This window comes from Pantoea sp. 22096 (assembly GCF_052045955.1).
Classification (GTDB): domain Bacteria; phylum Pseudomonadota; class Gammaproteobacteria; order Enterobacterales; family Enterobacteriaceae; genus Pantoea; species Pantoea alfalfae.
Genome location: NZ_JBQEPW010000004.1, coordinates 182,086 through 197,522 on the forward strand (window position 1 = coordinate 182,086; position 15,437 = coordinate 197,522).

General features: G+C 52.6%; 14 protein-coding genes and 1 tRNA gene. 11 read left to right on the forward strand and 4 right to left on the reverse strand.

Annotation, left to right across the window (positions count from 1 at the left end):
* Positions 1–64 precede the first annotated feature (64 nt).
* The 4 genes from cutA (at position 65) to ACTJKZ_RS15520 (ending at position 2,880) form a co-directional block, all read left to right on the forward strand.
* Positions 65–379 carry a divalent cation tolerance protein CutA gene (gene cutA / locus ACTJKZ_RS15505; protein WP_285086643.1) on the forward strand — a complete coding sequence of 105 codons (315 nt, stop codon included), beginning with the start codon at positions 65–67 and terminating at the stop codon, positions 377–379.
* Entirely contained in the window at positions 355–2,055 is a 1,701-nt protein-coding gene (locus ACTJKZ_RS15510) for a protein-disulfide reductase DsbD (RefSeq protein WP_285086645.1), read from the forward strand. The genes cutA and ACTJKZ_RS15510 overlap by 25 nt, the downstream gene beginning before the upstream one ends.
* A gap of 63 nt (positions 2,056–2,118) precedes the next feature.
* Positions 2,119–2,697 carry a division control transcriptional repressor DicD gene (dicD, locus tag ACTJKZ_RS15515; RefSeq protein ID WP_161731761.1) on the forward strand — a complete coding sequence of 193 codons (579 nt, stop codon included), beginning with the start codon at positions 2,119–2,121 and terminating at the stop codon, positions 2,695–2,697.
* A 107-nt stretch (positions 2,698–2,804) separates the two neighbouring features.
* Positions 2,805–2,880, forward strand: a tRNA-Phe gene (locus tag ACTJKZ_RS15520).
* Between the two features lie 107 nt (positions 2,881–2,987).
* Here ACTJKZ_RS15520 and ACTJKZ_RS15525 read toward each other — a convergent pair.
* The gene (locus ACTJKZ_RS15525) at positions 2,988–3,926 is read right to left on the reverse strand and encodes a LysR family transcriptional regulator (protein ID WP_150011895.1); all 939 of its coding nucleotides are present in this window, start codon (positions 3,924–3,926) and stop codon (positions 2,988–2,990) included.
* A 273-nt stretch (positions 3,927–4,199) separates the two neighbouring features.
* Between ACTJKZ_RS15525 and ACTJKZ_RS15530 the strand changes: the two genes are divergently transcribed.
* From ACTJKZ_RS15530 to ACTJKZ_RS15550, 5 genes are read left to right on the forward strand one after another with little or no spacing between them, the layout of a single operon-like run.
* Positions 4,200–4,688, forward strand: a complete 489-nt coding sequence (locus tag ACTJKZ_RS15530) for a nucleoside 2-deoxyribosyltransferase (RefSeq protein ID WP_440829808.1) — start codon at positions 4,200–4,202, stop codon at positions 4,686–4,688.
* Complete coding sequence (locus tag ACTJKZ_RS15535; protein WP_440829809.1) at positions 4,678–5,760, forward strand: thymidylate synthase; 1,083 nt, start codon at positions 4,678–4,680, stop codon at positions 5,758–5,760. Before ACTJKZ_RS15530 ends, ACTJKZ_RS15535 begins: the two co-directional genes overlap by 11 nt.
* Before the next feature lie 16 nt (positions 5,761–5,776).
* Positions 5,777–7,009 carry an MFS transporter gene (locus tag ACTJKZ_RS15540; RefSeq protein WP_161731755.1) on the forward strand — a complete coding sequence of 411 codons (1,233 nt, stop codon included), beginning with the start codon at positions 5,777–5,779 and terminating at the stop codon, positions 7,007–7,009.
* Complete coding sequence (locus tag ACTJKZ_RS15545; RefSeq protein WP_140922733.1) at positions 6,993–8,258, forward strand: ATP-grasp domain-containing protein; 1,266 nt, start codon at positions 6,993–6,995, stop codon at positions 8,256–8,258. Before ACTJKZ_RS15540 ends, ACTJKZ_RS15545 begins: the two co-directional genes overlap by 17 nt.
* Positions 8,255–9,451 carry an ATP-binding protein gene (locus tag ACTJKZ_RS15550; protein ID WP_161731753.1) on the forward strand — a complete coding sequence of 399 codons (1,197 nt, stop codon included), beginning with the start codon at positions 8,255–8,257 and terminating at the stop codon, positions 9,449–9,451. The genes ACTJKZ_RS15545 and ACTJKZ_RS15550 overlap by 4 nt, the downstream gene beginning before the upstream one ends.
* A gap of 255 nt (positions 9,452–9,706) precedes the next feature.
* On the opposite strand, the gene ACTJKZ_RS15555 is transcribed toward ACTJKZ_RS15550, so the two are convergent.
* From ACTJKZ_RS15555 to ACTJKZ_RS15565, 3 genes are all read right to left on the reverse strand, one after another.
* On the reverse strand, positions 9,707–10,876 hold the full coding sequence (locus ACTJKZ_RS15555) for a Gfo/Idh/MocA family protein (protein WP_440829810.1): 1,170 nt from the start codon (positions 10,874–10,876) through the stop codon (positions 9,707–9,709).
* A gap of 10 nt (positions 10,877–10,886) precedes the next feature.
* Positions 10,887–11,804, reverse strand: a complete 918-nt coding sequence (locus tag ACTJKZ_RS15560; RefSeq protein ID WP_440829811.1) for a TIM barrel protein — start codon at positions 11,802–11,804, stop codon at positions 10,887–10,889.
* Positions 11,805–11,954: 150 nt separating this feature from the next.
* Positions 11,955–12,980 (reverse strand): LacI family DNA-binding transcriptional regulator, encoded by a 1,026-nt coding sequence (locus ACTJKZ_RS15565; RefSeq protein WP_260059066.1) that lies wholly within the window; start codon positions 12,978–12,980, stop codon positions 11,955–11,957.
* Between the two features lie 335 nt (positions 12,981–13,315).
* Here ACTJKZ_RS15565 and ACTJKZ_RS15570 point away from each other — a divergent pair, with 335 nt between their 5' ends.
* Positions 13,316–14,359, forward strand: coding sequence for a Gfo/Idh/MocA family protein (locus ACTJKZ_RS15570; protein ID WP_440829812.1), 1,044 nt, complete (start codon positions 13,316–13,318; stop codon positions 14,357–14,359).
* Between the two features lie 18 nt (positions 14,360–14,377).
* Positions 14,378–15,256 (forward strand): sugar phosphate isomerase/epimerase family protein, encoded by an 879-nt coding sequence (locus ACTJKZ_RS15575; RefSeq protein WP_150011911.1) that lies wholly within the window; start codon positions 14,378–14,380, stop codon positions 15,254–15,256.
* Positions 15,257–15,437 lie beyond the last annotated feature (181 nt).

The following is a 15,437-nucleotide window of genomic DNA, read 5'->3' on the forward strand; positions in this document are numbered from 1 at the left end:
CACCGTCATCGTGTTACTGATGGAGCGTGCTATCATCGGCGCTCTTTAAAACAGGAGTTACAGGATGAATGCGGTCGTTATCCTCTGCACTGCGCCCGATCAGGCCACGGCGGAGTACCTTGCTGGCTTAGCGCTGCAAGCCCGACTGGCGGCCTGCGTCACCATGCTGGCGGGCGCCACCTCATGGTATCTCTGGCAGGGCAAAATGGCGCAGAGCAGCGAAGTCCAGATGCTGCTGAAGTGCGACAGCGATCATCAGCAGGCGCTGTGTGATCTGCTTAAAGAGGCCCACCCTTACGACGTACCCGAATTGCTGGCGCTGCCGGTTCAACATGGAGACAGTGAATACTTGTCATGGCTGCACGCATCTCTCGCTTAATTACGCTTCTGCTGACGCTGTTTATCTGCCTGCAGACGCACGCATCGCTTTTTTCAAACCCGGCGACCAGCCGTTTTGTGCCGGTCGATCAGGCGTTTACGTTTGACTTCGACCAGCAGGGCGCGCAGCTCAACCTGCACTGGAAAGTGAAATCGGGTTATTACCTCTATCGCCAGCAGATCCGCATCACGCCGCAGAACGCGACCATCGCGCCGTTAACGCTGCCGGCTGGTCAGCCGCATGAAGATGAATTCTTCGGCAAAAGTGAAATCTATCCGCAGGACCTGACGCTGCCGGTGACGGTGCAGCAGGCAGGCCCAGGTGCCACGCTCAGCGTGACTTATCAGGGCTGTGCCGCCGCCGGATTCTGTTATCCGCCGGAGACGCGCAGCGTGCCGGTAAGTGAGATTGTAGCCAGCAGCGCGCCAGCACCGGTCAGTGCTCAGCCCGCGCCCGCCAGTCCGCTACCCTTTTCTCCGCTCTGGGCGTTATTAATCGGCATCGGCGTGGCGTTTACCCCCTGCGTACTGCCGATGTATCCACTGATCTCCGGCATCATCCTTGGCGGACAGCGCCACTATTCGCTGGGCCGGCTGTTCGCGCTGGCGATGGTCTATGTGCAGGGGATGGCGCTGACTTATACGCTATTGGGACTGGTGGTTGCGGCAGCGGGTCTGCGTTTTCAGGCCGCATTACAGCATCCTTACGTTCTTTTCTCGCTCTCACTGCTGTTTATCGTGCTGGCGCTGTCGATGTTCGGCCTGTTTACGCTGCAACTGCCCGCCAGCCTGCAAACCCGTCTGACCCTGTGGAGCAATCGTCAGCAGGGTGGCTCGCTGCCCGGCGTCTTCCTGATGGGGGCACTGGCGGGTTTGATCTGCTCGCCCTGCACCACGGCCCCGCTCAGCGCCATTCTGCTTTACATCGCGCAGAGCGGAAATCCGTGGGCCGGTGCCGGAACGCTGTGGCTCTATGCGGTGGGAATGGGATTACCGCTGATCGCCGTGACCCTGTTTGGTAACCGGTTGCTGCCGAAAAGCGGCCCGTGGATGCAAACCGTTAAAGAGGGCTTTGGTTTTGTCATCCTGGCGCTGCCGGTGTTCCTGCTGGAACGGGTGCTGGGCGACGCGTGGGGAGTGCGGCTCTGGAGCCTGCTCGGCGTGGCGTTCTTCGGCTGGGCGTTCAGCGTCAGCCTGCGCGCCAGCAGCGGTAAGTGGCGCGTCGTGCAGATTATCATGCTGGCCGCTGCGCTGATCAGTGCACGCCCGTTGCAGGACTGGGCCTTTGGTGGCCCGGCGGCGCAGCAGGCTGTGGCACCGCTGCCGTTTCATACCATCCAGACACCGCAGCAGCTCGATAGCGCGCTGCAGCAGGCCCGCGGCCGCATCACCATGGTCGATCTCTACGCTGACTGGTGCGTCGCCTGCAAAGAGTTTGAAAAATATACCTTTAGTGACAGCGCCGTGCGCGATAGCCTGAGTCAGGTACAGCTGCTCCAGGCCAACGTCACCGCCAACAACGCCAGCGACAACGCGCTGTTGCAGCATCTTCAGGTGCTTGGTTTACCGACGATTTTGTTCTTCGATGCGCAGGGCCGTGAAATCCCCGACTCGCGCCTCACCGGATTTCTCAATGCCGCCGACTTCAGAGCGCATTTGCAGAAACTTACCCCGTAAACAACACTGGAGTCAGGTCATTGCCCGGTGAATGACCGGGCCTGCATACCAGAGGAGAGTCACTTGCAGCGTGAACAGATACTCGAGCATGCATTGAATGTGCTTGAACAGAACGGCCTCGCCGCCACCCTCTCATTGGAAACCCTGGCGGGACAGACTGAATTAACCCTTGAGCAGCTTCAGCTGTTCTGGCCCGATCGTGACGCTCTGCTCTATGATGCGCTGCGCTATCATGGCCAGCAGATCGAAACCTGGCGACGCCAGATCCTGCTGGATGCGTCGCTGTCACCGGATCAGAAACTGATGGCACGCTACGAAGTCCTGAGTGAGCAGGTCAGTAAAGGACGCTTTCCGGGCTGCCTGTTTATCGCCGCCTGCAGCTTCTACCCGCAGCCCGATCAGCCCATCCATCAACTGGCCGAACAGCAGAAACGCGGCTCATGGCAGTTCACCCACGACATTCTGGTTGAGCAGGCGCTGGACAACCCCAGCATGGTGGCCGATCAGATGGAGCTGATTCTTGAAGGCTGCCTGAGCAGGCTGCTGGTGAAACGCAATGTGCAGGATGTCGCCACAGCCCAGCGTCTGGCCGAGGATGTCTACAGCATCGCGCTGTGCCGCAAAAATGGCGCGCTGGCCTGATGTTTTGCCCGTTTTGACTGAAAATCAGGCAATCAGTCACGTTTCCAGGGGTTTTTTAGTGAAAGCCGTTGACGACCCGCGGCCTTTACGGTTTAATGCGCCCCGTTGCCCGAATAGCTCAGTCGGTAGAGCAGGGGATTGAAAATCCCCGTGTCCCTGGTTCGATTCCGGGTTCGGGCACCAAAATTTAAAGAACCCGCCTCTGGCGGGTTTTTTGCGTTCTGGAGCGAACCCGTTATCGAAGGTTCAATAGACTCGCCACATCCAGTGGCTCGCCCATCTCCTTCAATTCACGCTTCGTCAGGCCCACTCAGCGTCTGACTGCCGATGTTCGTAAAATAGTTCCCCTGAACCAGTTCGCTGCTGACAAAATCCACAAATGCTCTGACCTTCGAGGATAAATGGCGGTTAGAAGGCCAGATTAGCGACATCGATCCTAATGGCAGCATGTATTCAGTCAGCAAAGGGACGAGTAATTCTTTTTCAAATGCTTCTTCAGCAACATAGACCGGCAGATGAGCTACGCCTGATCCATCAATGGCTGCCCGCAACCCAGCGTGAGTATTGTTGAATATAAGATCCCTGGGAAGGTCCAGGTTTTCAAAATCGGCAGAGAAAGCCCAACTGGCGATTCGACCACTTGAGGGATATTTGAAATGTATGCAGCGATGGTGGACCAGATCAGCAGGGTTCAAAGGGACGCCATGCGTTTTTAGATACTCTCTGCTGGCACAGACGACAAAATACTGCTCTCCCAGCTTTCTGCTCACAAGGCGGTTATCTGCCAGCTCACCACTTCTCACCGCGACATCTATTCCTTCCGCAATCAGATCCACCACGCGATCTTCAAAATCGATATCAAGCTGTATATCAGGGTACTTTTCAATAAAACGTGGAAGTATGGGCATCAAAAGGGAATGCCCGAAAATTTGCGGCACGCTGATATGTAATCTGCCGCAGGGCGTGATGCGCGTTTCGGCAATCAGAGCTCTGGCATCGCGAATCTCATTCAGGATGAACTTACACCGTTCATAGAAGACATTCCCTTCTTCAGTCAGACCGATGCTGCGCGTTGTCCGATGAAAAAGCCTTACCCCGAGTTCGTCTTCAAGTTTCGCCACGCTCTTTGCAATCGCTGAAGAAGAGATGCCTGACACCCTTGCCGCTGCAACATAGCTGCCCAGTTCAGCCGTATAAACAAACGCCCTGAGACCTCGCAGACTCTCCATCCCCCCCCTCCAATTGTGGAATTTTTTTCCTTAGTGTAAGTACCTTTACTTATATTTACAATGATGTCACTGCATTTTAGTCTTGATGAAAATGAATTGTTAAATTACCTGAAAGGCACTGTCGCTTGTCAAATTTTCAAAATAGTAAGAGTACCTCCCCGGCTTTATTAATTCCGTTAATAAACCGGATGAAATTCTTTTTATAAGCTTCAAAAAACTGAAAGCTTGACTGTTATTTTTTGGTCAAAGGAAACCCTTATATGGAGAAGCATCGTGAGTGAATTAGTACATACCCTTTCGCCTGAAACTGTTGTAGACAATGGATTGGTTATCTATTTTGCTGGTTCAATCAGAGCCGGACGGGATGATGTTCCTGTTTACGCGAAACTGATTAATAAGCTCAAGGGCTACGGTAAAGTTATTACCGAACACGTGGGTGATTACAGTTTATCTGATGGTGGTCAGTCTTTCCTGGGTGACAAATTTATTCATGACCGTGATTTGCACTGGCTGCGCCATTCCCAGGTAGTTGTCGCTGAAGTCACAACTCCAAGTCTGGGAGTAGGTTATGAAATTGCGACAGCAATCAGCTGGCGTATTCCTGTTATCACGCTCTACAGAAAAAATGAAAAAAACGTTTCAGCCATGATATCTGGCAGTGATGGATGTCGCCATTATGATTATCAGCAGGTTGAAGATGCCTTTCAGATTATCGAAAGTGAAATGGCGAAGTTAGGTTATGAGGTCGCCCATGAATCGTAATATTACGCATGCGCTGGTTAATACCGTAAATAACATCATGATGAATGGTAACGATGTTGGCTCACGCGATCAGAAGCAACGGGAAGTTCTCTCTACATTAACCAAAATCAGCCATCCCACAGAGCGATTCCTGGTATTACCCCACAGAAATAATAACGTCTTTGCGCAGGTTGCAGAAACGATGTGGGTACTCGCTGGACGGGATGATCTGCACTTCCTTAAACATTATCTTCCTCGCGCAGAAGACTATTCCGATGACTCACTGACCTGGCGAGCAGCCTACGGACCCCGGTTACGCAAATGGAAAGGGAAAGTAGACCAGTTGCAGGGAGTAGTGAATCGCCTTAGAGAAGATCCGCTGACAAAACGTGCAGTAATGAATATCTTTGATCCTGAAACGGATTATCAGGAAACAAAAGATGTTCCCTGTAATAACTGGCTGCACTTCATCCAGCGAGGCGGTTATCTTGATTTACATGTTACCGTCCGCGCGAATGATGCCATCTGGGGATTCAGCGGCATTAATTTTTTTGAGTGGAGCGTTTTACACGAGATTATTGCTAATACGCTTGGGTGGAAAGTCGGAAAGTTATCCTGGTATGTAGGCACATTCCATATCTATAACCGTCATTACTCGACTGCAGAGAAAATCAGCAGCATGAAGAACCCGGTAAGCATGTACGAATGCCAGATTAACCCGACCAAAATAACCACGTGTGCAGAAAATATTGATGAAGTGTTGGCAATGGTTTTTCAGGCTGAAGAGGCTTCACGAAACGGCAACTTTAAAAATTCGTCTGAGATCGAGAAGAATATAGCCGATCCTTTTTTCAGAAAGGCCGCGACCTTGTTGAAAATTTATAATGCGCTGCAGCTAAATGTCGATCGGGACATTATCAATAATTACCTCAAAGAGCTGGGCAATAGTGATTTCCACATTGCCGCACTTGAATATCTTAGCAGGAAATGGAAATCCCAGGAAACATTGGCAGCAGTCAGCACGATTTCAGATGAATTTTATCAGGCATTTACCTCGATGAAGAACCCGGTAAATAGCAGTCTAATCACTTAGTTTTAAAGGTCTCTGCGTGAAAACCACATTAAAAATATCAGTGCCAAACATAAAACGTTCCAGACTATTTGTTGCATCGACAATATTAAATGCAACGGGTGGTGGATTGATCATGGCGTTTATGATGATCTACTTTGACAGAACGACAACGCTTACGCTCTCAATAATAGGCGTAGCTATTGCCACAGGCCGTGCCCTTTCCTCTTTAGTACCTGTCCTGATAGGAAGGTTACTGGACAGACTCGGTCCTAAAAAACTGTCGATATGGGGCGATTTTATCAGCGGCGCGGGTTTTGTCATGTGTCTTTTCGCCAGAGACCCTTTTACCATAATGCTGACGCAGTTTTTTACCCAGGCAGGATCTCATATCTTCTGGACGAGCAACCGAGGGCTGGTTTCACTGGCTTCAGGTGGGAAAGGGACTCAAACCTGGTTCGGACTTATTGCGTCTATCAGGAATATTGGTCTGGGACTGGGCACCATCTTTACTTCACTGGCTTTTTCTGTTGATTCTGACAGCAGTCTGCATTTTATTATTATTGCGTCGGCATCACTTTACTTTCTATCCTGCCTGGCACTTTTGATGTGGCATCCTGTAGCCGTGCAGACGGTAAAGAATAGCCACAAAAAAGCAGAAAGTCATAATATTAGAAAAGTGTTGAGCGATCCCAGCTATCGCCAGCTTCTGATTGTCAACTTTGGCTTAGTCATTGCTGCAATGGTTATTCCGCTCGTAATTGTTATTTATGCAACCAAACAACTTGGCCTTCCTGCTTTTTTCTCAGGCGGACTGGTCATTTTAAACACGGCCATTGTGGCGCTAATCAGCACCCATATTGCATCATGGACAAAAGAGAACGATCCCGTCCAGAACATAAAACACGCTTATTACCTGAATATTCTTTCATTCATTATTTTCTGGTGTGCCAGCATAACTTTAAATAACCAGATAGTTACTGGTGGGCTGTTAATTGTTGCGATGCTTATTTACAGCCTTGCAGAAATGTTATCTACGCCGTCGGTTAACATGCTAAGTATAAAACTAGCCCCGGAAGTAAATAATGGAAATTACATGGCTGCCTTCCAGATGACCTGGTCGGCAGGAATGACGTTGTCTCCGGCAATTTTTGGCTGGCTGCTGGATATGAATACGCATTCCACCTGGATAGTACTGCTCTTACTGACCGCAGTCACTTTTAGTCTGGGATTCAAAAATTTAAAAGGAGGAGTTAATGAATACAACTATTAATGGAAATAAAAGCATACTGGTTATTGAGCCGATCGGTATGGGAGGAGAGCTGCTTCTTAAGGCAATACGCGCACTGGGTTATCATTCAGTCGTCGCCACAACAGAAGAAGTCTATGACTCCATGCTGCAAGAAGTCTCAGGCATGATTGATGACCTCATTTTTCTGGACTTTTCAGTGCGCCAGCTGGCCATTGAGACGCTGGTCAGCGAAGCGAAGAAGAAAGGCGTTTCCGGGGTAGTTGTCGCCTGGGAGTTCCTGACAGATATCGCAGCAGAAGTCGCACAAAGGCTCGATCTTTGCGGTCCGGATGCCTCGCTTTCCAGAGCCAGAAGAAACAAATATGACATGTACCGCACGCTGTCGAAGGCAGAGTGTCCGTTACCGGCACTGCTGGCGGTATTAACCGACAAGGATGATGTGCATCAGCTTCCTCTGGAAGAGCTGGCGTTTCCTCTGGTGGTCAAACCGGCTGAAAATGCAGCCTCCTTTGGCGTTTCAGTGCTGATGGAGTGCAACGAGTTTCCTCAGGCATGTAAAGACGCATCACAATGGACACATGAATATCCACACGGTATTCCTTTCAGCAAAGAAATTCTGGTTCAGGAATATATTCCCGGACAGGAGTTTAGTGTTGAAGGCCTTTCCGTCTCAGGTCGATATGCGCCCTGGGGTGTGACAATGAAGTTCACCACGCCCGGCAAAGCTCGTGCAGAAACCGGACACATTTTCCCGGCGCCTGTTCCTGACGCCTTACGCGATGAGATTCTGAACGTTGCCACTCAGGCGGTTATTGCCCTGGGCATCACGAATGGCATAAGCCATACCGAAATCAAATTAGACAAAGAAGGAAAGCCACGCGTTATTGAGAGCTGTTCACGGCCAGCAGGTGACTATATTCCTCGCCTTGTCGCCCTTTCCACCGATCAGGACCCGCTTGAAATCTATGCCCGCCAGGCCGTCGGTATGCTGGATAGTGACTTTAAACCTGCCGTGCCTAAACGCTATTGTGCCATTCAGTTTGTCCGGCCTGACGCCGAAGGCGTTTTAAAGCAGCTTGAAATTCCTTCCAGGCTGGAAAATGCATCCGTCATTGAAACCCGCTCTACCGTTAGTGAAAATTCACCGGTAAAACCGGGCTCAACAAATATTGAACGTCTGGGATGGGCCATTTTTACCGCTGATTCTGAGCAGTCAATACTTTTGGCTATGGATGAATTTTCACAAAGCACCAGGGTCTCTATCGTATGAGTGATTTTCCCGTACTCTGCATCCGCTCGCTGGATATAAGCCAGGCATCACCTTTTCTCGAAATGGCATGGGAAACGATCAAAAGCAGGCACAGTGATTCAAGACTGCTGCTCAAAGATCAGCCTCACTTTTCGTCTCCGATGGGGCCTGATGCCGCAATTGACGATGCCCAAAGTGAGCGTCAACCGGCTTACGTCAGCCATGTTATTTCCTGGTCTATTCCCAATGAAAGGACCATTGAAGACATCACTTTGTCAGAAGGCGTCAGCGCGGTCCCTGGCCCAATTAATGCTGTATATAAGCTCGCCGATAAAAGAGCAACCAAAATGCTTTTTGAGCAATTCGCCCTTCCTACGCCGCGCTGGGAACTTCTGGACCGAGAATTTACACATGGCGAGCTTTTAAAACCGGGCTGCAGAGACAAACTTGAGCAGGAACTGGTCAGCCATATTGCTTTTCCCGTCATTCTGAAACCTCTGTGGGATTGTATGGGGCATGGTATTGAGATAATCAGTAACAAAGACCAGCTGATCAAGACGCTGAGTCAGAATCAGCGCAAGAATATTTTAATTGAGTCCTTTATTGATGGTGCGCTTGGTTGCATAGAAATTGCTGGTACGCCGGGGAATTACTTTTTCCAGCCTCCCTGTTATACCGGCCAGAGTTCACTGGGAGTTCGCTCTGATTTTGATACGATACGCGTTTGTCATCCTGGTCTTTTCAGCAAACAGTTAACCGGTGAGGTCCAGACAAAACTGATTCTCCTATTAAATCACCTGGGGTTCAATGGTGTCTGCTGCGTCGATTTTATTGTTACGGAAAACAGCCTTTATCTTCTGGAAATTAACCCACGTATTAGCGGAATCAGTTGCCTGAGCTCAGCAGCAAGCGGCGTCAATTCATTTGAGTCAACGTACCTTATTTCTTCGGGTCAATGGCAGGCACCGCTTCCTTATCAAAGTCGTCAGGGAGCCGCTCTGCAACTGGGCGGGAAATATGCAGATGAAATCAGTTCTGTTATTCGCGACGAAGGCAATAACGTCACAGTTTACCGTGACAACATCATTACGGTAGACGGAAAAGACTCACGAAATATGATTGCCGGCGGAACGATCAGCAGCATTGAGAATGTGTTGCAGTCTGTTCAGCATAGCTCGCTTAGCTTTATCGCTTCAACGCTACGCATAGCTTAGTCCCGCACAGTATTGCCTGACGTAATCAGGAGCAGGTCTGCCTGGCGTCCCGCTTTACAGGCTGATGCATCCGGGATAAAAAGTTGATAATGTCGTGTGGATGCAATTATCTGGTCAGGATGTTTTTTGTCCTGCCTGTTACGGCCCTTTTCAACGGGTGATAATTAAAATGTCAGCGGCAGTGCGGTGTACTCACAGATGACGCCGCTTTCCTCAACCCGTCTCTGGCGGGTTGAGGTTTTGTTTATCACGCCCTTACCCTTCCACCCACACCGCCCCAGCATCTGCTGATTTCACGCACTGGGCTACCCAGCGCACGCCCGCTAATCCGGCATGCACATCGGGATACCAGAAATCCTCCAGGAAGGCGGTGTCACGACGATCGGTGGCATCCATCGCCAGCGCGAAGCGGCGGTAGAGATTTGACCAGGCTTCGAATAATCCCTCGGTATGGCCTCCACCAATGCGATCCTCTTCCAGCGCGCGCGGGCTGAGATAGCCCATGCCGCGCTCCAGAATGCGAACCGGCTCGCCCTGCACTTCGTAGCGCAGCTGATTTGGCTGCTCATCCCACCACTCCAGACTGGCTTTCGATCCGACCACGCGAATCTTCTGTCCGTGCATGGAACCCGCATTCACCGCCGAGGCCCAGAGCGTACCCACCGCGCCGTTATCATACTCCATCATCACAAAGGCGTTATCCTCCAGCGGCGCACGCGAGGCGACAAAACTCTGGCGCGAACAGAGCAGACGCGTCACCTTCAGCTGCGGCAACATCGTTTCGGCGATAAACAGCGGATGTGTTGCCAGATCGCCTAACACGTAGCTCGGGCCGACAAAGCGCGGATCGACCCGCCAGCGGGTGCTTTCACTCTGCAACTCCACCGCCTCATTATGGAAGCCGTGAGCAAACTGCATATTTACAATGCGGATCTCACCCAGTATGCCTTCAGCGATCATCTCTCTGGCCTGATGAATCAGCTGATGCCCGGCATAGCCGTAAGTGACGCCGACAATCTTCTGCTTCTCCCGGCTAAGCTGCTCCAGCTCATCGGCCTCTTCGACCGTAAAACAGAGCGGCTTCTCGCACACCACATGCAGTCCGGCATTCAGCGCCGCGCGGCAAATGGCGAAATGGGTATTGTTAGGCGTGGCGATCGACACCGCTTCAATGCCATCTTCGCGCGCCGCTTCTCCGACGAACAGGCTGGCGTAGTCGGGATAGCAGCGTTCAGGTGCCACACCCAGCGCCTGACCAAACTCGCGGCCGCGCGCCGCGTCGATATCAAACGCCCCCGCCAGCAATGCAAAATTGCCGTCACGCTGCGCCGCCGAACGATGGATATAGCCAATCTGGCTGGTGCCGCCGCCGCCGATCATGCCCCAGCGCAGCGAGCGGTTAACTGCTTTTTTACCATTAATCATGCTGTTGTCCTCAGAATCCTGTTGATCGGAGATAGTCCAGGCTGGCTTTCACATCCTGTAGGCTGGTGTCGGCATGGCGCGGATCGCGCTCCTGTTCGATGGTGATCCAGCCCTGATAATGACGTTCAGTCAGCAAGCTGCGCACTGCCGGATAGTCGATCGCGCCCTGCCCCAGCGGACACATCACCCCCTGCGCGCAGGCAGTGAAAAAGTCGAGTCCCTGCGAGAGGGCATCACGCCAGACCGGCTGGTTAACGTCTTTAAAGTGCAGGTAGTCGATACGGTCCCAGTACTGTTTCAGCGAAGCGACCGGATCCATGCCGGCGTAATAGAGATGACCAGTGTCCAGGCACAAACCGGCGACCTGATGCGGAATGTCACTGACCAGCTGTGCCAGCTCATCGGCAAACTCAATGCAGCCGCCCGCATGCGGATGGATAACCGGCCGCACGCCATACTCCTGCCAGGCGATCTCACTCAGAAGGGTGATGTGCTGCATCATGCGCTGCCAGTCTTCAGCGGAAAGCCGTGGCGCTTTTTCAGACTGACCGGCATATTTCGCCCGCTCCGGATTGCCGAAATCAATGATCACCAGATAAGGCGCGCTGGCACCGGGCGTTTTAGTCGCAACAGGTACGCTGGACAGCGTGCGACACAGATTGTGGGTCAGCGTCACCAGCGCCGGAAAATGCGCCTCACTGACCAAATCATCGAAGATCGTGCCTGCCACCAGCGAAAGCTGATGCGCATTAAGCTGCCGGGTCAGTTCGGCGGCATCGGTTGGCAGATAGCCCCAGGGACCGAGTTCAATACTGGGATAGCCGGCCTGCGCGGCTTCGGTCAGGACTTTCTGCCACGGCGGCAGAAAGGGATTAGCGGGATCATCCACGCCCCAGCTACAGGGGGCATTCGCAATATGAAAGGTCATGATATCTGCCTGTGCAGTGAAAACTGCTGGCAGTATCAAATAAAAATTTCATCTCAGACAACAATGAAAGTTTCATTTTTTGATAGAGATCGCGTTTAAAAATCCCGTTAAATGATAGATTACTATCAAATAATAGCTAACCTGTTATTTCTACAGGTTTTCAAGCGTTACGATCTCAAATGGTACGGTCACCTGTGCAAAATGGTCAGGCTGATCCCTCCGGCTGCTGAGACAGGTAGCGATCACCGCCTCCGCCATCGCATCAATACGGTGCCGCACCATCAGCGTGATGGTGCCGTCAATCAGCGCCAGTTCATCGCCAGGCAGCGGGCCGTGGCACAGCAAATCAATCTGCGTGCGACCGCTCTCACGCAGCGCCTGTATCACGCCCTCTATGCCGCCGCAGGGCGCATAAATCATGACCAGATCGTCGTGGGCTTCCAGCATTTGCCGGGTCGCCTGATAGCCTCCTTCACCCGACTCATGCGTTTTTAACGGTTCCAGTACCCGCTGACTGATGCCCGACTCGCGCAGGTAGGAGCGGAAACTGATTTCGCTGCTCTCCTGGCAGGTGAAACGGTGGTCGCCCAGCAGCACACCGACACATCCCGGCTCACGCAGCAGATGATGTGCCATCCAGGCCGCAGTGCGTCCTGCTTTCTGATTATCGATGCCAATAAATCCGGCATGGTCACAGGGCGAGAAATCCGAGAACAGCGCGTAAACCCGCACGCCCAGCCGTGAAACATCCTGGATTGCATGACGGATCAGCGGGTGATCCAGCGCCACCAGCGCAATCACATCACTGCGCTGTGCCAGCTGACGCAAGGAATGCGCGACGGCTTCAACCTCGTGAATATCATGCCAGCAGAATTCAGGTTCGCTACCCTGTGGCTGCTGCGCCCTGAGCTGCTGCTTCAGCGCCTCGCCCAGCTGCTGATAAAACGAATAGCGGGCAGGCAGCAGGATAAAGCTCACGCGGAGTGCGGCTGCAGCCAGTGGCGCGGTGGTCTGGCTGTGCGCCTGGGTCAGGCGATAGCCCAGTTCACGGGCCGCAGCCAGCACCTTCTGCTCGGTCACACTGCGTACCGGCGCTCGGCGGTTCAGCACCCTGTCTACCGTCGCCACACCCACGCCCGCCGCCTGCGCAATGGCCGTCATCGTCACTTTTGACATCACCCTTCTCCTGCTTTTCCTGTTCCCATTAACTAACGGCTACGTCTTTATGTTCTGTTGTTTAAAACAGCACTACCTTATCGCGACAGGGCCATTTCCTCTCATTTATTTGATAGAAAATCAGAGCTAACTTTGATCTTTCTCTCAAAATGAAACATTCATTTCTTTTCGCATTCTCTTTAAAACGTTCATTTGCTAAAAAGGGTAAAAATCCCGAACCGATCCGACCGATCCGGTTGATGGGATCACATCATTAAAAGGTTAGAGCGGTGACGGTGAGCTTTTTATAGTGGAGACCTGAGCCCCCCCAGCCTGCACGTAAAAAAGGAAAAGTAATGTTCCCATCAACGCTTCCGGCTCCACGCACAACCGATGCCCGCCAGGTTCCGCAACTGCGCTGGGGCATTATCGGGCCAGGTTGGATCGCCGACCATTTTGCCCATGCGCTGCACCAGCATACCCACCAGCAGATCACGGCGGTGGCTGCGCGCGCCCCGGCAAAAGCACAGGCCTTTGCTGACAAATGGTCAATCGGCCATGCCACAGGCGACCTCAATGCGATGCTGGCACGGGATGATGTGGATGCGGTTTATATCGCGACACCCCACAATCACCATTTTCCCGATGGTCTGCGCGCGATTGCCGCCGGAAAGCATCTGCTGATCGAAAAACCGCTGGCGCTGAATGCGCAGCAGGCGGCTCAGCTTAAACAGGCCGCCGCTGCCGCGAACCTGCTCTGTATGGAGGCGATGTGGTGCAACTTTACACCGAAGTATGACGTCATCCGTCAGCTGCTGGAGGATGGCGTACTCGGTGACGTCCACACCCTGATTGCCGATCACGGTGAGTTTTTCACCCCGGATCACCGCATCTTCAATGCCGATCTGGCGGGCGGTCCGATGCTCGATCTCGGCAGTTATCTGGTGGCGCTTAGCGTATTTGTTGGCGGCGGTGCACCTGACACAATCGTCGCCCGTGGTCAGCCCGTCCCGGATGGCCGCGTCAACGGTCAGACTTCGATGCTGTTTACCCATCAGCACGGCATGCAGTCGGTGCTGAATACTACCCTGTTCAGCAATACGCCGGGCGGCGCAGTGATCGCCGGTCGTGACGCCACCCTGGAGCTGGCAGGCCAGTTCTATGCGCCCGGTGACTTTACCCTGACCTCCAGCGACCGGCGTCACCGCCTGCAATGGCAGGAACCCACTAACCGCTATGAACAACTCTGTCATGAGATTAACCACTTCGCCTGGTGTATCGGCCAGAGCCTGATCGATTCGCCTGTCCATTCGCTTGACCAGGCGATCATCACCCTGGCCACGATGGATAACGTCAGGCAGCAGATTGGCGTGACCTTCAATGAAGAACAGCAACCTTAACGTGCCTGGAGCAGAAAGATGAAAATCGCTTTTGATGTGGATGTGATTAAAGATTTAGGTATCACCCGTATGGTTCATCAGGTGGCCGACTGGGGCTACAAATATATCGAACAGTCGCCGCATCCGCAGATCAACCCGTTTTATAAACATCCCAAAGCCAGCCGTGAAATTATCACCGAGTATAAGAATGCATTGAGCGCCACCGGGCTGGAAATCTCTTCTTTTATCGTGGTCTATCGTTGGTCCGGCCCGGATGAGCTGCGCCGTCAGGCGGCGGTGAAGAACTGGAAGCGGATGATTGAGATTGCGGTTGAGATGGGTGTGCAGGTCATTAACACCGAACTCTCCGGCACGCCTAACGAGCCGGAAATCTGTGAAGAGATGTTCTATCGCTCAATGGAAGAGTTGCTGCCGATTATCGAACGTGAAGGTATCCGCGTCGAAATTCAGGCCCACCCGTGGGATTTCTGTGAAGAGAACAATGAAACCGTGGATATCGTGAAGTCGTTCCGCAGCGATAACGTGAAGTATATCTACAGCGCGCCGCACACCTTCTTCTATGACAAAGGCAAAGGCGATGTGAAACCGATGCTGGAGTATGCAGGTGACGATCTGTCCCACATGCTGATCGCCGACACCATGAACCATACGAAACACTGTCGCTATATCGTTAACCCGCCAGGCGTGGATGCCACTATTCACCAGCACGTTGGCGTTGGCGAAGGTGAAGTCGACTTCGATACCCTGTTTAAAACCCTGCGCGACACCGGTTTTGCTACCCGCAGCCATAAAGTCGGTGGTGAACCGATTATCGCGGCGTCACTGTTTGGTTACCCGGAAAAGATGAAGGTGCAGGCGATTGAAACCCGCGAACTGATTGAGCGCGAACTGCTGTAAACCTGCCTGCCGTGCAGTCGTTGCTGGCTGCACGGTGATGTCCGCGCAGGACAAACATCGCCCCGTCTGACACACTTTTGATCACTTTTCCCCTGGGCCGCTCCCCGCCTGACATCGGCCCGTCACAACACGCCCTCGCGCAGCCAGCAGAGTTAAACCGCCTTCGCAGCACCTGCTACAC